We start from the raw sequence: 19,325 nt of genomic DNA, 5'->3' as shown, positions 1-19,325 counted from the left end.
CCTGCGGCAGCACTCCCGGCACGACCGGCCCGGGACGGCGCAGGGCGCCGCTCCCCTGCGGGAACGGCGCCCTGCGTGGCGTCCTGGTGGGCGGCCGGCCCCGGCCGCCCGGACCGGGTCAGGCCTTGCGGCGGCGGCCCTTGGCCGACTTGGCGGCCTTGCGGCGCTCGGCGCGGGTCAGCCCGTCGCCCTCGTCCTCCGGCGCCAAGTCGTCGAAGTCGCCCTCGATGACACCGCCGCCGACCTCCTCCGAGGGGGCCGTGTAGTGCAGCCGCTGCGGCTTCGGGGCCTCCAGGCCCTTGGCCTTGATCTCCGGGCGGGCGGCGGCCGCGTCCTTCTCCAGCTTGTCGAGGACCACCTGGGCGTCCTCGACCGGGACCTCCTCCGTCTGCTGCTCGACCTGGAACTCCAGGTTGAACAGGTACGCGACGGACTCCTCCTTGATGCCCTCCATCATCGCGGTGAACATGTCGAAGCCCTCGCGCTGGTACTCGACCAGCGGGTCGCGCTGCGCCATGGCCCGCAGACCGATGCCCTCCTGGAGGTAGTCCATCTCGTACAGGTGCTCGCGCCAGCGGCGGTCCAGCACGGTCAGGACGACCCGGCGCTCGACCTCGCGCATGACCTCCTCGCCGAGCTGGTCCTCGCGGGCACCGTACTGCGCCTGGATGTCCTCCTGGATGACCTTGATCAGGAACTCGGGGGTCAGGCCGGACGGGCCGCCGACCTCCTCCTCCAGCTCCGCCAGGTCCAGGGTGATCGGGTAGAGCAGCTTGAGCGCGGTCCAGAGCTTGTCGAGGTCCCAGTCGTCCTCGAAGCCCTCGCCGGTGGCGACCTTGACGTAGGCCTCGACGGTGTCGTCCATGAAGTGGCCGACCTGCTCCTGCAGGTCCTCGCCCTCCAGCACGCGGCGGCGCTCGCCGTAGATGACCTCGCGCTGGCGGTTCAGCACCTCGTCGTACTTCAGGACGTTCTTGCGGATCTCGAAGTTCTGCTGCTCGACCTGGGTCTGCGCGGAGGCGATCGCGCGGGTGACCATCTTGGACTCGATCGGCACGTCCTCGGGCACGTTCGCCATCGAGAGCACGCGCTCGACCATGCCGGCCTTGAACAGGCGCATCAGGTCGTCGCCGAGCGACAGGTAGAAGCGGGACTCGCCCGGGTCGCCCTGACGGCCGGAGCGGCCGCGCAGCTGGTTGTCGATCCGGCGGGACTCGTGCCGCTCGGTGCCGAGGACGTAGAGGCCACCGGCCTCGCGGACCTCCTCCTGCTCGGCCTTGACCGCGGCCTTGGCCTTCTCCAGCGCCTCCGGGAAGGCCTCCTCGAACTCCTCCGGGTTCTCCGTCTGGGTCAGCCCGCGCTGCGCCAGCTCGGCGGTGGCCAGGTGGTCCGGGTTGCCGCCGAGCATGATGTCGGTGCCACGGCCGGCCATGTTGGTGGCGACGGTGACGGCGCCCTTGCGGCCGGCCTGCGCGACGATCTGCGCCTCGCGCTCGTGGTGCTTGGCGTTCAGCACCTCGTGCGGGATGCCGCGCTTGCGCAGCTCCTGCGACAGGTACTCGGACTTCTCGACCGACACGGTGCCGACCAGCACCGGCTGGCCCTTCTCGTGCTTGTCCGCGATGTCCTCGACCACGGCGGCGAACTTGGCCGGCTCCGACTTGTAGATCAGGTCGGGCTGGTCGATGCGCAGCGGCGTCTTGTTGGTCGGGATCGGGACCACGCCGAGCTTGTAGATCTGGTGGAACTCGGCGGCCTCGGTGGTGCCGGTACCGGTCATGCCGGAGAGCTTGTCGTACAGGCGGAAGAAGTTCTGCAGGGTGATGGTGGCCAGCGTCTGGTTCTCGTTCTGGACCTCCACCCCCTCCTTCGCCTCGATCGCCTGGTGCATGCCCTCGTTGTAGCGACGGCCGGCCAGGATGCGGCCGGTGTGCTCGTCGACGATCATGACCTCGCCGTTCATCACGACGTAGTCCTTGTCCCGCTTGTACAGCTCCTTCGCCTTGATGGCGTTGTTCAGGAAGCCGACCAGCGGGGTGTTCACCGACTCGTAGAGGTTGTCGATGCCGAGGTAGTCCTCGACCCGGGTGACACCCTCCTCCAGGACGCCGACGGTGCGCTTCTTCTCGTCGACCTCGTAGTCGCGGTCGATCTTCAGGCGCAGCACCAGCTTGGCGAAGTCGGCGTACCACTTGGTCGCCTGGTCGGCCGGGCCGGAGATGATCAGCGGGGTACGGGCCTCGTCGATGAGGATCGAGTCGACCTCGTCGACGACCGCGAAGTTGTGGCCGCGCTGGACGAGTTCGTCCTTCGACCAGGCCATGTTGTCGCGCAGATAGTCGAAACCGAACTCGTTGTTGGTGCCGTACGTGATGTCCATCGCGTACTGGCGCTTGCGCTCGGCGGGGGTCATGTTGGCGAGGATCACGCCGACTTCGAGGCCGAGGAAGCGGTGCACCCGGCCCATCCACTCCGAGTCGCGCTCGGCGAGGTAGTCGTTGACCGTGATCAGGTGGACGCCCTTGCCGGTGAGCGCGTTCAGGTACGCGGGCAGGGTGCCGACCAGGGTCTTGCCCTCACCGGTGCGCATCTCGGCGACGTAGCCGTAGTGCAGCGCCGCGCCGCCCATGAGCTGGACGTCGTAGTGGCGCTGGCCGAGCACGCGCTTGGCGGCCTCGCGGACGGTGGCGAATGCCTCGGGGAGGATGTCGTCCAGCGTCTCGCCGTCCGCGAGCCGCTGCTTGTATTCGTCGGTCAGCGCGCGCAGCTCGGCGTCGGTGAGGTTGACGAAGTCCTCTTCGATGGAGTTGACCTGGGCAGCAATCCGCTGCAGCTTGCGAAGGATCTTGCCTTCGCCGGCGCGCAGGATCTTGTCGAAGACGGACACTTGGGCGGGCTCCTTGCCTGTATTGGCACTGGACGACTGCACGGCGGGTCCACCCCACCGCACGGGCCATCGTATGCGAGGAGTCCAATGCCCCGGGAGGTGCGTCAGCACGGTATTCCCGTGTCACCCGCGCGAGCACATGGATCGATAGCGCCGTCGAACGTGACAAACCGGTCAGCGGGTCGGGGAGTTGGCCGTATATCCGGATGCCCGCGTTCGCCCTCCCACGGAATAATCCCGTCATGGAAGAAGAGCGCAGCGAACCCGTCACCCTCACCACCGGCCGCCTCGTCCTGCGCGCCCCGCGGGAATCCGACATCGACGCCGTCTTCGCCGCCTGCCAGGACCCGGAGATCCAGCGCTGGACGGTCGTCCCCTCCCCCTACCGGCGCGAGGACGCGGAGTTCTTCGTGCGCGACCTCTCCGCCAACGGCTGGCGCACCGGCGCGAACCGGATCTGGTGCGTGTTCGAGCGCGAGTCCGGCGCCCTGGTCGGCAGCCAGGGGCTCGTCCTGCGCGACAACGACCCGGGCTGCGCCGAGATCGGCTGGTGGGCCGTGAAGGAGTTCCGCGGCCGCGGCTACACCACCGAGGCCGCCCGCGCCGTCTCCCACTACGGCCTGCGCGAACTCGGTCTGCGCCGGCTGGAGTGGGTGGCCTACGTCGGCAACGGGGGCTCGCGCGCGGTCGCGGAGAAGGCCGGCTACCGCATCGAGGGCACGCTGCGCGCCTTCGCCGAGCAGCGCGGCGTCTTCCACGACGCCTGGCTCGCCTCGCTGCTCGCCTCCGACCTGGACTGACCTCGGCCGCGGCCGCTCGGGCCCGGGCATCGGCCCGGCCCGGGTGTCGGTACCCCCGGCTACGCTCGCCGGCATGACCGCCGCCGCTGCCGATCGCGCCCCCGCCCACCGCGCCGCCGCCGTCCTGTCCGCCGACGAGGCCCGCCGGATCGCCCTGCGCGCCCAGGGCCTGCTCGGCGCGCCCGACCGCCGGGCCGGGGTGCGCGGGGTGCTGCGGCACCTGGGCGCCGTACAGCTGGACACCATCTCGGTCCTGGCCCGCTCGCACGAACTCGTCCCGTACGCCCGCCTCGGCGCGGTCGGCCGCCCGGCCGTCGAGGCGGCGTACTGGGGCGGGGGCACGAGCTTCGAGTACTGGTCGCACGCGGCCTGCGTCCTGCCGATCGAGGAGTGGCCGCTGTTCGCCTTCCGGCGCCGCCGCTACCGCGACCGCGGCCACCTCTGGGGCCACCAGGTCACGCCCGAGACGTACCGGCACGTGCTCGACAAGCTGCGCGCCGAAGGGCCGCTCACCTCGACCGAGTTGGGCGGCGCCAAGAAGACCGCCGAGTGGTGGGACTGGTCCGACACCAAGATCGCGGTCGAACGGGCGCTGGCCTTCGGCGACGTGGTGTGCACCGAGCGCCGCGGCTGGAAGCGCGTCTACGCGCTGGCCGAACAGGCCGTCCCGGCCGCCCTGTTCGGGCAGGAGCCCGACGACGCGGCGTGCGTGCGCACCCTGGTCGCGCAGGCCGGCGCCGCGCTCGGCGTCGCCACCCGGGCCGACCTGCTGGACTACCACCGGCTGCGCGCCGAGGAGTTGGACCCGGTCCTGGCCGACTGCGGGCTCGTCCCGGTCGAGGTGGCCGGCTGGGGCCCGGACGGCACCCCGGCACCCGCCTGGGCGGACCCGGCGGCGCTGGCCCCGGCCCCGCGCGGGCGCCACCGCACCACGCTGCTCTCGCCGTTCGACTCGCTGGTCTGGGACCGCGCCCGGACGGAGCGGATCTTCGGCATGACGCACCGGCTGGAGGCCTACACGCCCAAGCACAAGCGGGTGCACGGCTACTTCGCGATGCCGCTGCTGGCCGGCGGCCGACTGGTCGGCCGGGTCGACCCGGCCCGGGAGGGGCGCACCCTGGTCGCCCGTCAGGTCTCGCTGACCGGCGCCCCGGGCACCGGCGCGGGGGCCGGCGCCCGGCACGTCCAGGCGCTGGCCACGGCTCTGCGGGAGGCGGCCGCCTGGGTCGGCTGCGACGCGGTGCGGGTGGAGGCGCTGCACGACGAACGGCTGCGCCCGCCCCTGGAGAAGCTGCTCGCCGACTGACCGGGCCGCGCGGCGGCCGCCCCCCAGGGCTGCCCCGCGGCCGGCCCGGCTCACCCTATTTCGAGGATCTTCTCCCGCATCGCGTACACCACGGCCTCCATCCGGGAGTGCAGCTGGAGCTTCTCCAGGATGTTGCGCACGTGGTTCTTCACGGTGTTCTCGCTGATGAACAGCTCCTTGGCGATCTCCCGGTTGTTCATCCCGGTCGCCACCAGCTTCAGCACCTCCAGCTCCCGGTCGGTGAGCCGGGGCGCGGGCACCAGGTCCCGGTCGTCGGAGCGGCGCTGGATCATCGACTTGAACTCGGTGAGCAGCTTGGACGCCATCGAAGGGCTGATCTGCGACTGCCCGTCGGCGACCGCGCGGATCGCGGTGGCGACCTCGTCGGTGGAGATCTCCTTGAGCAGGTAGCCGGTGGCCCCCGCCTTGATCGCCTCGTAGAGGTCGGCCTCCTCGTCGCTTATCGTCAGCATGATGATCTTGGTGCTGGGCGCCACGTCCTTGATCGCCGTGCAGGCCTCGATCCCGCTGCGGCGCGGCATCCGGACGTCCATCAGGATGATGTCGGGCAGCAGGTCGGCGGCCTTCAGCACGGCCTCGGCACCGTCCCCCGCCTCGCCGACGACCTTGATGTCCGGCTCCTCCGCGAGGACGATCTCCAGCCCCCGGCGGAACAGCGCGTGGTCGTCCACGACCAGCACGCGGATCGGCTCACCCCGGTGCGGCGCGTACGCGGGCTCCTCCTCCGGCCTCGGCGGCAGCCCGGCGACCGGCCCCCCAGCGGGCCCCAGCCCGAAGTGATCCCCCATCCGCTCCTCCCCCTTCGCGGGTCGTCGTGCGCCAATCATTCCACGCCCCGCCGCGGCCACGGTCACCCTCCGGCGCCGATTCCCCCGCATCGGGTGACCCCTCGGCCGGGGGGCGGCCCGGAACCGTTCGAACCCGCCCGGTCCGCCCCCCGCGCGAACCGGCCCCGACCAGGGGCGGGCGCGCCCCGGCCGGCGGGCGTCCCGGCCCGGAACGCCGGTGACCCCGGCGGCCGCGGCCACCGGGGTCACCCCTTCATCGACACTGCTCGGACGGTCAGTCCTCGAAGTCGGCCCGACCGATCGCACCACCCGCGCCGCTGGCCACACCGGCCGCCATGTCGGGCTGGACGTGGATGACGCCGTAGTCGTAACCGCGCCGGCGGTAGACGACGCTCGGCAGGCCGCTGTCCTTCTCCACGAACAGGTAGAAGTCGTGGCCGACCAGCTCCATCTCGTACAGCGCCTGGTCGAGCGCCATCGGGGCGGCCGAGTGGGTCTTCTCGCGGACCACCAGCGGGCCCTCGCCCTCCACTTCCAGCGATCCCATCATGGTCTTGCGGACGGCCCCGTTGGTCGCGCTCTCCGTCGTCGTCTCCGGCAGCGCGGCCAGGGCCGCGGTCGCCTCGGCGACGCTGATGGGGGTGCGGCCGTTCCCGCCGCCCTTGTGGACCCGGCGCCGGTCGGCGGACTTGCGCAGCTGCGCGTCGAGCTTCGCGGAGGCCAGGTCGAGCGCCGCGTACGGGTCGGCGGCGGCGGCTTCGGCCCGGATCACCGGGCCACGGGTACGGAGAGTGATCTCCACCCGGTCGGACCGGTCGGCCTGCCGCGGGTTGTGCTCCTTGGACACCTCGACGTCGAGGCTGATCACCTTGCCGTCGAACTTCTGGACCTTCTCCAGCTTCTCGGCCACGTGCTCGCGGAACCTCTTGGGCACCTCGGTCTTGCGGCCCTTGACGACGATGTCCACGCAGAACTCCGATCCCTCGTGCTGACGCCGATCCGGGTGCTACCGGATCGGGCTGAGACCCAGCTGGACCAGCCCATCCACTGCCGGCCCCCCGTTCCACCGCGAGCGGTGGAAACGACTGGCCCTCACCTCACTTCCTCCCCACCAGGGACGGTTGAAACCCCCTGGAGCCTTATCGAACACCTCACACGGGGTTTTCGCCTCCCCAGCCGGGGCACCCGACGGGTGATGCGGGCACGACCCGACACCGCGGACGGCCGGTCAAGCTGTCGCACCCTGTCTACCCTCTTGCGAGTGAAGCATGGGTGAATACCTGGACAACACCCCCCGTACGGCGCATCCTTTGCTCACTCTCCGTGCCGCCGCCAGGAGCAGCCGTGCCCGCCACCCCCGCCCGTCCCCCGTCCGACCGGGGACCGTTCGGCCACGCCCTGGCCGGACTGCTGGACGTCCTGCTCCCCGCCGACTGCGCGGGCTGCGGCGCCGAACGCACCCCGCTCTGCCCGGTCTGCCGGCACGCGCTGGCCGCCGCCCGCCCCGGCCCCACCCTGCTGCCCTGGGCGCACGCCGCCGCGCCCTACACCGACCCGGTCCGGCAGCTGCTGCTGGCGCACAAGGAACGGGGCGCGCTGCGGCTGGCCGGCCCGCTCGGCGAGGCGCTCGGCCGGGCGGTGCGCTCGGCGCTGGGCCCGCGCGCCGAACGGGCTCCGCTGCTGCTGGTGCCGATGCCCTCGGCCCGGGCGGCCGTCCGCGCCCGGGGGCACGACCCGACGCTGCGGCTGGCCGGCGCCGCCGCCCGTTCGCTGCGCCGGGCCGGCCTGGACGCCCGGACGGCTCCGCTGCTGCGGCACACCCGCCCGGTCGCCGACCAGGCGGGGCTGGGCGCGGCCGAGCGGCGGCGCAACCTGCACGGCGCGCTCACCGTGCTGCCGCGCGCGAACCGCGGACTGGCGGGGCGTCAGCCGGTACTGGTGGACGACCTGGTGACCACCGGTGCCAGCCTCGCCGAGGCCGCCCGGGCGCTGGCCGCCGCCGGCCTGCCGGCCCGGGCCGCCGCCACCGTCGCGGCCACCGACCACCGGACGGGCCGGGCCGACGACGCCGACCCGGCGGGCCGGACCGGGGGTCAGCCGGCGTAGAAGTAGGCGCCGGCCTTGTCCTGCATCTGCAGCTCGCGCCACTGGGCGTTGATCAGCCGGTACACCTTGCCCTCGGCCACCGCGAGCACCGGCGGCGCCGCGGCCAGCACGTTGCTGCGGGACTCGGAGGCCGAGATGGTCAGCCAGCCGGGGCCGCTCTGCAGCGGGCTGTCGCTGCTCTGCGAGCCGTCCGTGCTGATGTAGTACAGCTGCTGGATCCGGTCGCCCTCCTTGCCGAGCACCAGCAGCTGGTCGGCCTCCGCCCAGGCGACCGAGGCGACGTCGGTGAGCAGCGGGGCCACCCGGCGCAGTCCGACGATCTTCGCGGTCGGCTCCTGCGGCGTGCCGCCGTGCACCACCAGGCCGAACAGCAGCGAACGGGTGGCCGAGCCCTGGTTCTTGACCACCAGGGCGATCCGCGCGCCGTCCGAGGAGATCTTGAGCGCCTGCACGGTCTGCCCGTCCAGCCCCTCGACCGACACCGGGAAGGTCTTGTTGCCGCGGACCATCACCACCCGGGGGGCCTGCGGGTTGCGGTCCGCCACCCAGAGGTCGCCGCGGCCGTCCCAGCTGGGCGAGGCCAGTCCGTCGCTCTTGTCGGCGGCCTTGACCGGCGAGGTGAGCACCGGTTCGGGCATCGACACGGAGCTGGCGGAGAACGGCACCGAGAACAGCTGGTGGCCGTCGCCGCTGATCGCGGCGGCGCGGGAGCCGTCCCGGGCGACGGCGATGGTGCCGAGCGGCGCGGTGCCGTTCGGCTGCGGCTTGCCGAGGGCGCCGTTCACGGCCTGGCCGCCGTGCTGCTCGTCGGCGGTCATCAGCACGCCGTTGTCGGCGCGCTGGTAGTACTGGATCGCGGGCGGCGGGCCGGCCAGGGCGCCGGGGCCGGTGTTCGGCGCGTCGGTGCGGCTGGCCGTGCAGGTGCCGCGCTGGCCCTTGAGTTCGAGCCGCTCGACCTGGCCCTTGACCTGGTCGGCGAGGGTGTAGAAGAGCTGGTTCGCCATCCGCCGGCAGTTCGCCGGATCACTGACGTCCACGCCGAGGAGCTGCACGTGGGCGGCGCGGCTGTCGTCCACCGTCACCCGGTCGACGCCGGCCCCGTTCGGGAACGCCGTCCGGGCGACCGGCGCCAGCCAGTCCGAGGGCCCGGTGACCACGGCCTTGGCGGCCGCCATCAGCGGGTCCATCCGGCGCCGCAGGTAGATCGGGTCGGCGATCAGCACCTCCTGGGGGGAGCTGCCCGCGATGAACGAGGACGGGTCCGGGGTGGTGTAGAAGTACCGGTCGACCTGGCGGTAGGTGTTGCGGAAGTTCGTCTCGTTCATGATCACGCCGGCCGGCAGCTTGTCGATCCGCCACTCGTTGCCCTTCTCCCGGACGAACGTGAAGTCGGAGGCGACGGGCGGCTGGGTGTTCGCGAGCAGGTACGAGTGCTTGGTGTCGATGGAGGCGATCAGCGTCCCGCTCACGGTGAACTGCGCCGTGGTGTCCGACTCGGTGGTGGCGGCCTGGACGGTCCGCTTGATCATGTTGTCGGAGAGCACCTGGATCCCGGCGTCCGGGTTCCAGTGCGCGGCGGCGTTCTCGGTGAGGTACTGCCGGGCGACGTCGAAGCCCTCGTCGGCGGTGACGGCGTCGAGGAAGCCGGTCAGCAGCTCGCGCGGCCCGGCACCCTTGGCGGGGCCGAGCGGGTACACCCGGGCCTGCAGGTTCTTGTCGGCCGCACCCTGGGACAGCTCCACCCTGGAGATGCCCCCGGAGTCCGGCATGGCCGCGCAGCCGCTCGCCACCAGGGCGAGCAGCACCGCGCCGACCACCGCCGCGAACCGCGACTCAGTCCTGCTCGTCCTTCGCACGCTGCGACCCCTCCAGGTCCGTCCCGCCCGTCACGCCCGGCTCCGCCGTCCGCGCTGCCACCGACGGCCGCCCGGGCGTCGGGTCCACCATGACCTGGGCGCCGGTCGCACCGTACCCGGCCCCCGCCGTCCGCACGTCCGAGGGGTCCGAGCGCGGGCCCTCGGGCAGTCGCTGCCGGCCCAGACCGGGGCCGATGTTCAGCACCCCGCCCAGCCCGGTCCCGAGCCCGTTGCCGCCGCCCTCCGGCGTCTCGGCCGGCTCCTCGACGGCGCTCAGCGCCGTCGCGCCCGCCGGGGCGATCGCCCGCCGGTACGGCATCCCGTACGTGCCGAGGCCGCGGTTGTTGCGGGAGTCCTCCGGCTCCAGCCGGAACGGCGCCCGGCTGATCTCCCCGCCGCGGGTGCGCGGCAGGGTGAGCCGGAAGTGCGAGCCGCCCCCGGGCTCGCCCCAGGCCTGCAGCCAGCCGCCGTGCAGGTGGGCGTCCTCGACCGCGATGGACAGGCCGAGGCCGGTGCCGCCGGTGGTCCGCACCCGGGACGGGTCGGCCCGCCAGAAGCGGTGGAAGACCCGGGAGGCCTCGCCCGGCTTGAGGCCGATGCCGTAGTCGCGCACGCCGACCGCGACGGCGCCGTCCGCCGAGCCGAGCCGGACCACCACGTCGCGGCCCTCGCCGTGCTCCAGCGCGTTGACCACCAGGTTGCGCAGGATGCGCTCGATCCGGCGGGAGTCCACCTCGGCCAGCACCGGCTCGCCGTCGCCGCGGATCACCACGGCGCTGCCCTTGGCCTCGGCGAGCGGTTCGGCCGCCTCGACGACCCGGGCGACGATCTCGCGCAGGTCGACGGGCTCGGCGTCCAGGATCGCGGCGCCGGCGTCGAAGCGGCTGATCTCCAGCAGGTCGGCGAGCAGCGACTCGAAGCGGTCCAGCTGGCCCTGCAGCAGCTCCGCCGAGCGGGCCGCCATCGGGTCCAGGTCCTCGCGGCTGTCGTAGATCAGGTCGGCGGCCATCCGGACGGTGGTGAGCGGGGTGCGCAGCTCGTGCGACACGTCCGAGACGAACCGCCGCTGCACCCGGGACAGCTCCTCCAGCTGGCGGATCTGCGCCTGCAGGGCGTTGGCCATCCGGTTGAAGGACTCGCCGAGGCGGGCGATGTCGTCCGTCCCGGTCACCTTCATCCGCTCCTCCAGGTGCCCGTCCGCGAGGCGCTCGGAGATGCCGGCGGCCATCCGGACCGGGGTGACCACCTGGCGCACCACGACCCAGGCGATGGCGCCCATGAGGATCACCACGAACACGCCGGCGGTCGCCAGGGTGCCGGTGATCAGGTTGAGGGTGTCGGTCTCCTGGCCGAAGGAGAACACGTAGAACAGCTGGTAGCTGGTGCCGGACGGGCCGACGAACTGCATGCCCAGGGCCAGCCCGGGCTCGGAGCGGCCGTCCGCCCGGTGGATCCGGGTCGGCTGGTCGAACATCTGGCCGGGCTCGACGTGCACCTTGTCGCGCAGGCTGTCCGGGACGCTGGTCGGCAGGATGTCGCCGGTGTAGCGCGGCGCGAAGCCGGTGTCCGGGACGACGGCCCCGGTGCCCGGCGCCATCGCGATCACCGAGTACACCGTCTGCCCGCTCGCCGCCAGGTCGTTGACCCGGCGCAGCAGCCAGGTGCCGGTGTCCTCGCTGGTCGGGTCGGCGGTGCCCCGCAGCCGCTGGTCCTTGGCCTCGTCGATCTTCTTCAGCTCGGCCTGGAACCCGATCCGGGCCTGCTCGCGGGCGGCGCCCATCTTGGTGTCGAGCAGACCGGTGCGCACCTGCGCCACCACGACCACGCCCAGCACCAGGACGACCGCGATCGACAGCAGCAGGGACACCGCGACCACGCGCACCTGGATCGACCGGCGGTACAGCACCGCCGCCCGGGCCACCGGGCGGCGCAGCTGACGGGTGAACAGCCCGAACAGCCCACCGGGGCCGCGCCGGCGGCGGGTGGTCGAACTGAGCACGTCCCCGCGCACGGAACCGGCCCCGTCGGTCGCGGAACCCGACGGGGTGTCGCCAGCCTGGTCCGTCACGTCAGCTGGGCCCGGCCTTGTAACCCACGCCGCGCACCGTCACCACGATCTCCGGACGCTCCGGGTCCTTCTCGATCTTCGAACGCAGGCGCTGGACGTGGACGTTGACCAGCCGGGTGTCCGCCGCGTGCCGGTAGCCCCAGACCTGCTCCAGCAGCACCTCGCGGGTGAACACCTGCCAGGGCTTGCGGGCCAGCGCGACCAGCAGGTCGAACTCCAGCGGGGTCAGCGGGATGCCCCGGCCGTCCCGCTTCACCGAGTGGCCGGCCACGTCGATCACCAGGTCGCCGATGGTCAGCTGCTCGGGCGTCGGCTCCTCGGCACGGCGCAGCCGCGCGCGCACCCGGGCCACCAGCTCCTTGGGCTTGAACGGCTTGGTGACGTAGTCGTCGGCTCCCGACTCCAGGCCCACCACGACGTCGACCGTGTCGGTCTTCGCGGTCAGCATGACGATCGGGATCCCCGACTCCGCCCTGATCTGCCGGCAGACGTCGATGCCGTCCCGGCCGGGCAGCATCAGGTCGAGCAGGACCAGGTCGGGCTTGGTCTCCCGGAACGCTGCTAGCGCCCTGTCCCCATCCGCGACGAAAAACGGCTCGAAACCCTCACCACGCAGCACAATGCCGAGCATCTCGGCCAGTGCGGAGTCGTCATCAACGACGAGGACGCGTCCCTTCATGGGTCCATCTTCTCATTACCGGATTGTGACCTGCCGCACAGCAGTGCCAATGCTCCACAACGGCCAACTCCACCGCCGCCGAATTCCGGCCAAAACGGGCGAACAGGCCTGGTCGGAGCACCTGCGGGCGGTCCCCGGCCCCGCCCCCGGGGCCCCGCGGCCCCCGGTTTCCGATCCTCAGCCGGATCCCCCTGGGGCCGGTCCGGGCCCCATGGCACGATGGGCGCTGCGCGCGGGCGAAAGATCGCCCGGAGCCGCGCCCGTGACGCCCCTCCGAGGAGCAGTGATGACCGACACCCCGGGCTGGGCCTCGCCCGGCTCGCCCGAGCCGCCCCGCGACGGCGCCCGGCCCCCGGCCGACGCGCCCGCCGCCGTGCCCGGCCAGTCGGCACCACCGCAGACCACCCCGCAGGCACCCGCCGGGACCGGCCAGTACGGCCGGCCCGGCTGGCGCGCCCCGCGCAGCCCCCGGCCCGGCGTCATCCCGCTGCGCCCGCTCGGCTTCGGCGAAATGCTCGACGGCGCCGTCACCACCGTCCGCCGCTACTGGCGGACGGTCCTGACCCTCTCGCTCGGCTTCGCGGTGCTCCAGCAGGCCGGCATGGTCGCCGTCGAACTGTCCATGGCCAAGGGCAAGACCGGCAACAACACCCAGTTCACGACCACCTTCCTCACCCTGCCGCTGACCATGCTGCTCGGCGCGCTCGCCGCGGCGCTCCTCACCGTCGTCGTCAGCCGCGCCGTCCTCGGCCGCCCGGTGACCGCCGGCGAGGCCTGGCGCGAGACCCGCCCCCGGCTGCTGCAGCTGCTCGGGCTGACCACGCTCACCGCCCTGCTGTCCGCCGGGGTGATGCTGCTCGGGTTCACCCCCTGGTACCTCTACGACCGCAGCGGCAGCGCCTCGTTCGGCACCGCCGCCCTGCTCTTCCTGGTCGGCCTGATGGCCCTCCCGGTCGGCTTCTGGCTGTGGATCCGGTTCAGCCTGGCCGCCCCCGCCCTGATGCTGGAGAAGCAGGGCGTGCTGACCGCGCTCTCCCGCTCCCGGCGCCTGGTGCGCGGCGCCTGGTGGCGCGTCCTCGGCATCTCGCTGGTCGCCCGGGTGTTCGCGCTGGTCGCCACCATGGTCATCGCCATGCCGTTCCGCATCCTCGGCGTCATCCTCGGCTTCGCCGACCTGCACCGCCAGTCCTCGTTCGACGGCACCCTCAACGAGTCCACCGCGATGCTGATCACCGACGCGGTCGCCGGGCTGCTCGCCTCCACCCTCACCATCCCGTTCCTGGCCGTCGTCGGCGTCCTCGTCTACATCGACCAGCGCATCCGCCGCGAGGCCCTCGACATCGAGCTCGCCCGCGCCGCCGCCCTGCCCGAGCAGGACGCCGCCCAGGCCGACCCCGCCCCCGCGAGGCGCTGAGCCGGATGCCGAACTGGGGGGACATGCCGCTGCTGGCCGGCGGCGCACCGGTCACCGTTCCGCGGGACCCGGCGCGCGAGGCCGCCCGCGACGAACTGCTCAACGCCGAGTACCACAAGCACGACCCGTCCGTCCTGGAACGGGTCATGGACTGGATCAACGACCACATCACCAGCTCGCTCGACGGCATCTCCGGCGACGGCACCAGCGGCACCACCGGCCTGCTGTTCTTCATCATCGTCGCCCTGCTGATCGCCGCGGCGCTCTGGTGGCGCCTCGGCGCACCCAAGCGCGCCGCCCGCACCGTCCTCGGCGTGTACGGCGTCGAAGGCCCGCGCAGCGCCGACCGGCACCGGGCCGACGCCGCCGCCCACGCCGCCGCCGGGCGCTGGGAGGAGGCCGTCCGCGAGCAGATGCGCGCCCTGGTCCGGGCCCTGGAGGAGCGCACCCTGCTCGACACCCGCCCCGGCCGCACCGCCGACGAGGCCGCCGCCGAAGCCGGCCGCGCCCTGCCCGAGCACGCAGCCGCGCTGACCGCCGCCGCCCGCACCTTCGACGACATCGCCTTCGGCGAGCGCACCGCCGACCAGGCCGCCTACCAGCTGCTGCACGACCTCGACCGGACGCTGGAACGCACCCGCCCGGTCCACGCCGCGACCGCGGCCGCAGCCCCGGGAGGAGCGGCATGACCGACATCGTCCCCGCCCCCGCCCCGCCCGCGGCCGAGCAGCCGACCCGCACCGCCCCGACCAGCCTCGCCCCGACCGGGCGCGGACTGCTCCGCCGGGCCCGCTGGTACCTGGCGTTCCTCGCCGTCCTGCTGATCGGCGCCGTCACCGTCGTCGCCCTCGGCCGCGACCGCCAGTACCCGACGATCGACCCGCGCTCGTACGACCGCGACGGCGCCCACGCCGCCTACGCTCTGCTCGAACACCAGGGCCTGACCACCCGGCTCAGCACCGACCCCACCGTCCTCCCCACCGGCCCCGACACCCTGGTGCTGCCCGAGCCGGACCTGCTCACCCCCGACCAGCTGCGCGCGATCGCCGCCGCCCGGCACACCCGGCTGGTGCTCATCGCCCCCGGGCCGGCCGCCCTCAGCGCGCTCGCCCCCGGCATCCGCAGCTCCGAGGAGGACGGCGGCGTCCCCTACGCCCCCGTCCGCCCCGCCAACGCCCGCTGCTCCCTGCCCGAGGCCGTCCGGGCCGGCGACGCAGAGACCGGCGGCATGCTCTACACCAGCGGCAGCCGCGGCGAGGGCTGCTACCCGCGCGGCCACGGCTACGCGCTGGTCCGCACCCCGCTCGACGACGGCACCCGCGACGTCGTCGTGCTCGGCAGCGGCGTCCTCCTGCAGAACGGCGAACTCACCGTCGCCGGCAACGCCTCGCTCGCCCTCGGCCTGCTCGGCTCGCAGCCCACCCTCACCTGGCACCTGCCCGACTACAGCGTCCCGCTGCCCAAGGGCGTCCACACCAAGACCTTCGGCGACTACGTCCCGGACGGCTGGTACTGGGCCGGCCTCCAACTCGCCGTCGCCGCCGTACTGGCCGCCCTCTGGCGCGGCCGCCGGCTCGGCCCGGTGGTCAGCGAGAACCTGCCCGTCGTGGTCCGCGCCAGCGAGACCACCGAAGGCCGCGCCCGGCTCTACCGGCGGGCCAAGGCCCACGGCCGCGCCGCCCAGGCCCTGCGCCGCGCCGCCGCCCACCGCCTCGCCCCCGCCCTGGGCGTCCCGCTCCGGGCCGGCGCACCCGACCCCGACGCACTCTGCGCGGCCCTGGCCGACCGCCGCCCCGAGCAGTCCGCCGCGGACGTCCGGGCCCTGCTGTACGGCCCGCCCCCGACCGACGACGCCGCACTGCTCCGGCTCGCCGACGACCTCGACGCCCTCGAAAGGCAGGTTCGGAACCCGTGACCGACCAGGCAACCGCCCAGCTCCGCTCCGTCCCCGGCACGGACTCCGACACCCCCGGCACCAACGCCGCCGCCGCGGCCCCCGCCGCCACCACCGACCCGCGCGCCGCGCTCACCGCGCTGCGCGCCGAGATCGGCAAGGCCGTGGTCGGCCAGGACGCCGCCGTCACCGGCCTCGTCGTGGCCCTCCTCTGCGGCGGCCACGTGCTGCTCGAAGGCGTCCCCGGCGTCGCCAAGACCCTGCTGATCCGCACCCTGTCCACCGCGCTCAGCCTGGAGACCAAGCGCATCCAGTTCACCCCCGACCTGATGCCCGGCGACGTCACCGGCTCGCTCGTCTACGACGCCCGCACCGCCGAGTTCTCCTTCCAGCCCGGCCCGGTCTTCACCAACCTGCTGCTCGCCGACGAGATCAACCGCACCCCGCCGAAGACCCAGGCCGCCCTGCTGGAGGCCATGGAGGAGCGGCAGGTCACCGTCGACGGCGAACCGCGCCCGCTGCCCGTCCCGTTCATGGTCGCCGCGACCCAGAACCCAGTCGAGTACGAGGGCACCTACCCGCTGCCCGAGGCCCAGCTGGACCGCTTCCTGCTCAAGCTGATCCTGCCGCTGCCCGACCGCGACCAGGAGTTCCAGGTCCTCGCCCGGCACGCGTCCGGGTTCGACCCGCGCGACCTCGCCGCCGCCGGCGTGCGCCCGGTCGCCGGGCCCGAGCACCTCGCCGCGGCCCGCGCGCAGGTCGCCAAGCTGACCGTCTCCCCCGAGGTCCTCGCCTACATCGTCGACCTCTGCCGGGCCACCCGGCAGTCCTCGTCGCTGTCCATCGGCGTCTCCCCGCGCGGTGCCACCGCCCTGCTCGCCGCCGCGCGCGCCTGGGCCTGGCTCGCCGGGCGCGACTACGTCACCCCGGACGACGTCAAGGCGCTCGCCCTGCCCACCCTGCGGCACCGGGTCGCGCTGCGCGCCGAGGCCGAGATGGAGGGCGTCACCGCCGACTCCGTCATCCAGGCCGTGCTCGCCCAGACGCCCGCGCCCCGCTGACCAGCCGTCCGACCCCATCCCGGCCCCACCGGCTGACGACCCATCGAAGGAGTGCCACCGCATGGCCCTCACCGGGCGAACCGCCCTGCTCGCCGCGCTCGGCGCGCTCGTCGTGGGCCTGCTGCTGCCGTCCTGGACCGGGATCGCCCTCGTCAGCGGCACGGTGCTGATCGCCGTCGTGGTCGACCTCGTGCTCGCCGCACCCGTCCGCAGCCTGCGGCTCGGGCGGGGCGGCGACACCCGCGTCCGGCTCGGCGAGCCCGCCTCCGTGGAACTGGCCGTCACCAACCCCTCCGGGCGGCCCCTGCGGGCGCTGATCCGCGACGCCTGGGCCCCCTCCGCCTGGCGGCCCGGCACCGCCCACGCCGCCTCCCGGCACACCCTCACCGTCCCCGGCGGCGAACGGCGCCGCGCGATCACCGTGCTCACCCCGACCCGCCGCGGCGACCACCACGCCCACAAGGTGACGATCCGCTCGCTCGGCCCACTCGGCATGGCCGCCCGCCAGGGCTCCCACCTGCTGCCCTGGACCGTGCGCGCGCTGCCCCCGTTCACCAGCCGCAAGCACCTGCCCTCCCGACTCGCCCGGCTGCGCGAACTCGACGGCCGCACCTCGCTGTTGACCCGCGGCCAGGGCACCGAGTTCGACTCCCTGCGCGAGTACCTGCCCGGCGACGACGTCCGCTCCATCGACTGGCGCGCCAGCGCCCGCCGGCACACCGTCGCCGTCCGCACCTGGCGCCCCGAGCGCGACCGGCACATCCTGATCGTCCTCGACACCGGCCGCACCTCCGCCGGCCGGGTCGGCGACGCACCCCGCCTGGACGCCGCGCTCGACGCCGCCCTGCTGCTCACCGCCCTCGCCACCCGGGCCGGCGACCGCGTCGACCTGCTCGCCCACGACATCCGCAAGCGCGCCGCCGTCGTCGGCAGTTCGCCCCGCGAGATCCTGCCCGCCTTCACCGACGCCATGGCCGGGCTCGACCCCGCCCTCAACGAGACCGACATGCGCTCGCTGGTCTCCACCGCGCTCAAGATGGCCCCGCACCGTTCGCTGATCGTCCTGCTCACCGGTCTCGACGCGGCGCCCGTCGAGGACGGCCTGCGGCCGCTGCTGCCCCTGCTCACCAAGCGCCACGAGGTCGTGCTGGCGTCCGTCGCCGACCCCCGGCTGGACGACCTGGCCGCCGGACGCGGCACCCTGGAGGCCGTCTACGGCGCCGCCGCCGCCGAACAGACCCGCGCCGACCGCCGCGCCACCGCCGACCGGCTCACCCGGAACAACGTCACCGTCCTCGACGCCCCGCCCGCGCAGATCGCCCCGGCCCTCGCCGACACCTACCTCGCGCTCAAGGCCGCCGGCCGCCTCTGATCCCCCTACAACGGCGCCGACCCCGCTGTAGGGTGCCCGGATGATCGGGATTCCGGAGGCGTTCGCGCGGACCACGGTCGCGCGCGAGGGAGAACCGGGGGCGGCATGGCTTGCCGAACTGCCCCGGATCATCGATGAGTTGCTGGAGCGCTGGGACTGCTCACCGGACGGCGAGGTGACCCACGGGGGCGTCGGCATCGTCGTCCCGGTCCGGCAGCCCACGGCCGGCCCCGCCGTCCTCAAGGTGTCGTTCCCGCACCCCGGCAACGTCCACGAGCCGGACGCGTTCGCGACCTGGCGCGGCCGCGGCGCCGTCCGCCTGCACGAGCGCGACGACCCCCGCTTCGCGATGCTGCTGGAACGGGCCCACGGCACGACGCTGGCCGAACTGCCCGACGCCGACCGGCTCGTGACGGTCGCCGGCCGACTCAACCGCCGCCTCGCCGTCCCCGCACCACCCGACCTGCCCCGGCTGAGCGAACAGACCGGCACCTGGGAACAGGACCTGCGCCGGGACGCCGCCGAGCTGTCGCACACCATGCCCGCCACCGCGGTGGCGGCCGCCCTCGCCACCGTCCGCGAGCTCGGCCCGAACCAGCCGGACACCCTCGTCCACGGGGACCTGCACGCCCGCAACATCCTGCGCGCCGACCGCGAGCCCTGGCTCGCCGTCGACCCGAAGGGCCACGTCGGCGACCCCGCCTACGACGCCGGCACCCTGCTCAAGTCCCGTGCGCTGACGCTCATCGGAGCGAACGATCCACGCCGGGCCGTCCGACGAATCCTCGACGTCTTCGCCGAGGCCGCCGAACTCGACCGCGAACGCGTCCGCCGCTGGGCCCAGCTCCACGCGGTGCAGGCCGCCTTCTGGGGCCGCCGCCACGGCTTCCGGGTCGCCCGGGACGGGCCACAGCTGGACCTGCTGACGGTCTTCGCCGACCGCCTGGCGGAATCCCTCACGGAACAGCCCTGACCGGCCGGAAACGCGAAAAACCCCCATCCGGAATCCGGATGGGGGTTTCTCTGAAGAATTGTTCGGCGGCGTCCTACTCTCCCACAGGGTCCCCCCTGCA

General features: G+C 73.6%; 15 protein-coding genes. 9 read left to right on the top strand and 6 right to left on the bottom strand.

Annotated elements, in window-relative coordinates; all coding sequences use genetic code 11:
- Nucleotides 1-118: 118 nt before the first annotated feature.
- Nucleotides 119-2,887: a preprotein translocase subunit SecA gene (secA, locus tag ACPC54_RS22280; RefSeq protein ID WP_498967045.1), complete on the bottom strand. Its 2,769-nt coding sequence runs from the start codon at nucleotides 2,885-2,887 to the stop codon at nucleotides 119-121.
- A 242-nt stretch (nucleotides 2,888-3,129) separates the two neighbouring features.
- Between secA and ACPC54_RS22275 the strand changes: the two genes are divergently transcribed.
- Nucleotides 3,130-3,687: a GNAT family N-acetyltransferase gene (locus ACPC54_RS22275; RefSeq protein ID WP_498967043.1), complete on the top strand. Its 558-nt coding sequence runs from the start codon at nucleotides 3,130-3,132 to the stop codon at nucleotides 3,685-3,687.
- Between the two features lie 73 nt (nucleotides 3,688-3,760).
- The gene (locus ACPC54_RS22270; RefSeq protein ID WP_498967041.1) at nucleotides 3,761-4,993 is read left to right on the top strand and encodes a winged helix-turn-helix domain-containing protein; all 1,233 of its coding nucleotides are present in this window, start codon (nucleotides 3,761-3,763) and stop codon (nucleotides 4,991-4,993) included.
- 50 nt (nucleotides 4,994-5,043) lie between these two features.
- Here the strand turns inward: ACPC54_RS22270 and ACPC54_RS22265 are convergent, their stop codons facing one another.
- Together ACPC54_RS22265 and hpf are read right to left on the bottom strand one after the other, a co-directional pair.
- Nucleotides 5,044-5,802, bottom strand: coding sequence for a response regulator (locus ACPC54_RS22265; RefSeq protein ID WP_244178747.1), 759 nt, complete (start codon nucleotides 5,800-5,802; stop codon nucleotides 5,044-5,046).
- 274 nt (nucleotides 5,803-6,076) lie between these two features.
- On the bottom strand, nucleotides 6,077-6,769 hold the full coding sequence (hpf, locus tag ACPC54_RS22260; protein WP_498967040.1) for a ribosome hibernation-promoting factor, HPF/YfiA family: 693 nt from the start codon (nucleotides 6,767-6,769) through the stop codon (nucleotides 6,077-6,079).
- 452 nt (nucleotides 6,770-7,221) lie between these two features.
- Between hpf and ACPC54_RS22255 the strand changes: the two genes are divergently transcribed.
- Nucleotides 7,222-7,908 carry a ComF family protein gene (locus tag ACPC54_RS22255; RefSeq protein WP_498967235.1) on the top strand — a complete coding sequence of 229 codons (687 nt, stop codon included), beginning with the start codon at nucleotides 7,222-7,224 and terminating at the stop codon, nucleotides 7,906-7,908.
- On the opposite strand, the gene ACPC54_RS22250 is transcribed toward ACPC54_RS22255, so the two are convergent.
- The 3 genes from ACPC54_RS22250 to mtrA all read right to left on the bottom strand — a co-directional run bounded on the left by ACPC54_RS22250 (nucleotide 7,896) and on the right by mtrA (nucleotide 12,511).
- The gene (locus ACPC54_RS22250; protein WP_498967039.1) at nucleotides 7,896-9,764 is read right to left on the bottom strand and encodes an LpqB family beta-propeller domain-containing protein; all 1,869 of its coding nucleotides are present in this window, start codon (nucleotides 9,762-9,764) and stop codon (nucleotides 7,896-7,898) included. The two genes, ACPC54_RS22255 and ACPC54_RS22250, sit on opposite strands and share 13 nt — an antisense overlap.
- Nucleotides 9,742-11,763, bottom strand: coding sequence for an MtrAB system histidine kinase MtrB (gene mtrB, locus ACPC54_RS22245; protein WP_498967038.1), 2,022 nt, complete (start codon nucleotides 11,761-11,763; stop codon nucleotides 9,742-9,744). The genes ACPC54_RS22250 and mtrB overlap by 23 nt, the downstream gene beginning before the upstream one ends.
- A gap of 70 nt (nucleotides 11,764-11,833) precedes the next feature.
- Nucleotides 11,834-12,511: an MtrAB system response regulator MtrA gene (gene mtrA, locus ACPC54_RS22240; RefSeq protein ID WP_030247322.1), complete on the bottom strand. Its 678-nt coding sequence runs from the start codon at nucleotides 12,509-12,511 to the stop codon at nucleotides 11,834-11,836.
- Nucleotides 12,512-12,797: 286 nt separating this feature from the next.
- Here mtrA and ACPC54_RS22235 point away from each other — a divergent pair, with 286 nt between their 5' ends.
- From ACPC54_RS22235 to ACPC54_RS22210, 6 genes are all read left to right on the top strand, one after another.
- Nucleotides 12,798-13,925: a DUF7847 domain-containing protein gene (locus ACPC54_RS22235; RefSeq protein ID WP_498967035.1), complete on the top strand. Its 1,128-nt coding sequence runs from the start codon at nucleotides 12,798-12,800 to the stop codon at nucleotides 13,923-13,925.
- Nucleotides 13,926-13,930: 5 nt separating this feature from the next.
- Complete coding sequence (locus tag ACPC54_RS22230; RefSeq protein WP_498967033.1) at nucleotides 13,931-14,614, top strand: DUF4129 domain-containing protein; 684 nt, start codon at nucleotides 13,931-13,933, stop codon at nucleotides 14,612-14,614.
- On the top strand, nucleotides 14,611-15,840 hold the full coding sequence (locus tag ACPC54_RS22225) for a DUF4350 domain-containing protein (protein WP_498967031.1): 1,230 nt from the start codon (nucleotides 14,611-14,613) through the stop codon (nucleotides 15,838-15,840). Before ACPC54_RS22230 ends, ACPC54_RS22225 begins: the two co-directional genes overlap by 4 nt.
- Before the next feature lie 119 nt (nucleotides 15,841-15,959).
- A complete protein-coding gene (locus tag ACPC54_RS22220; protein WP_498967233.1) occupies nucleotides 15,960-16,880 on the top strand; it encodes an AAA family ATPase in 921 nt (306 codons plus the stop codon).
- A gap of 61 nt (nucleotides 16,881-16,941) precedes the next feature.
- A complete protein-coding gene (locus ACPC54_RS22215) occupies nucleotides 16,942-18,252 on the top strand; it encodes a DUF58 domain-containing protein (RefSeq protein WP_498967030.1) in 1,311 nt (436 codons plus the stop codon).
- 40 nt (nucleotides 18,253-18,292) lie between these two features.
- Nucleotides 18,293-19,225: an aminoglycoside phosphotransferase family protein gene (locus tag ACPC54_RS22210; protein ID WP_498967028.1), complete on the top strand. Its 933-nt coding sequence runs from the start codon at nucleotides 18,293-18,295 to the stop codon at nucleotides 19,223-19,225.
- Nucleotides 19,226-19,325: the final 100 nt, after the last annotated feature.

This window comes from Kitasatospora sp. NPDC094028, assembly GCF_049543595.1.
Lineage (GTDB): Bacteria > Actinomycetota > Actinomycetes > Streptomycetales > Streptomycetaceae > Kitasatospora.
The sequence above is the reverse complement of the archived record's forward strand: the minus strand, read 5'-3'. Positions and strand labels throughout refer to the sequence as shown.

What these genes read in the sequence shown, in the direction of transcription:
- mtrA (WP_030247322.1), bottom strand. Translation starts at nt 12,511, where the DNA reads ATGAAGGGACGCGTCCTCGTCGTTGATGACGACTCCGCACTGGCCGAG.
- ACPC54_RS22270 (WP_498967041.1), top strand. Translation starts at nt 3,761, where the DNA reads ATGACCGCCGCCGCTGCCGATCGCGCCCCCGCCCACCGCGCCGCCGCC.
- ACPC54_RS22230 (WP_498967033.1), top strand. Translation starts at nt 13,931, where the DNA reads ATGCCGAACTGGGGGGACATGCCGCTGCTGGCCGGCGGCGCACCGGTC.
- ACPC54_RS22215 (WP_498967030.1), top strand. Translation starts at nt 16,942, where the DNA reads ATGGCCCTCACCGGGCGAACCGCCCTGCTCGCCGCGCTCGGCGCGCTC.
- ACPC54_RS22210 (WP_498967028.1), top strand. Translation starts at nt 18,293, where the DNA reads ATGATCGGGATTCCGGAGGCGTTCGCGCGGACCACGGTCGCGCGCGAG.
- ACPC54_RS22235 (WP_498967035.1), top strand. Translation starts at nt 12,798, where the DNA reads ATGACCGACACCCCGGGCTGGGCCTCGCCCGGCTCGCCCGAGCCGCCC.
- ACPC54_RS22225 (WP_498967031.1), top strand. Translation starts at nt 14,611, where the DNA reads ATGACCGACATCGTCCCCGCCCCCGCCCCGCCCGCGGCCGAGCAGCCG.
- ACPC54_RS22265 (WP_244178747.1), bottom strand. Translation starts at nt 5,802, where the DNA reads ATGGGGGATCACTTCGGGCTGGGGCCCGCTGGGGGGCCGGTCGCCGGG.
- ACPC54_RS22275 (WP_498967043.1), top strand. Translation starts at nt 3,130, where the DNA reads ATGGAAGAAGAGCGCAGCGAACCCGTCACCCTCACCACCGGCCGCCTC.